The organism is Nocardioides sp. CPCC 206348 (assembly GCF_048654705.1).
GTDB lineage: Bacteria > Actinomycetota > Actinomycetes > Propionibacteriales > Nocardioidaceae > Nocardioides.
This window is the reverse complement of record NZ_JBMCZA010000241.1, coordinates 33,677-34,222: the sequence shown is the minus strand read 5'-3', so window position 1 is coordinate 34,222 and position 546 is coordinate 33,677. Positions and strand designations below refer to the sequence as shown.

The following is a 546-nucleotide window of genomic DNA, read 5'->3' as shown; positions in this document are numbered from 1 at the left end:
AGGTGCCGGGTGCCGGCGGTCTGGACCCGCGACGTCACCGAGTCGACGACGCGTCCCGACGCGTTCAGCCGGTACGCCGCCACGACGTAGCCGGTGATCGGCGCGCCTCCGGTGCGGGTCGGCGCCGACCAGCGGACGCCGATCGTGCGTCGTCCGCCAGGAGCGCCGGAGGCGACCCGGGGTGCGGCCATCGTGCCCGGCCGCGTCACCGTCGGTACGACGACCGGGGGCGTGACCACGACCGGCGGCGGGACCACGACGGGCTCGTCCGGCGGCGGGTCGGTCGGCGGGTCGACCGGCGGGTCGGACGGTGCGCTCGCGCACCCCGTCACCGTGAGCCGGTACGTGCCCAGGCTGCCGTAGTCGTCGTACACGCCGGTGGACCAGTCGGACGTGCCACCGGCGCCGGCGCCCACACCCGAGACGGCGACGTAGAACGGACCGCCGGTCAGGGGCAACGACACCGAGGCGCCCAGGCCGGTCACGCCGGACGTGGTCCGGGTCGTGGCTGGCGCTGCGGACGCGAGCACGGTGCCGGCTGCGTTG

At 76.6% G+C, this 546-nt stretch carries 1 protein-coding gene; it reads right to left on the bottom strand.

Translation table 11 applies throughout. The features are described from left to right. Nucleotides 1-546: hypothetical protein (locus ACOADB_RS28180; RefSeq protein ID WP_378606992.1), on the bottom strand; the 546-nt coding region annotated here is incomplete at both ends.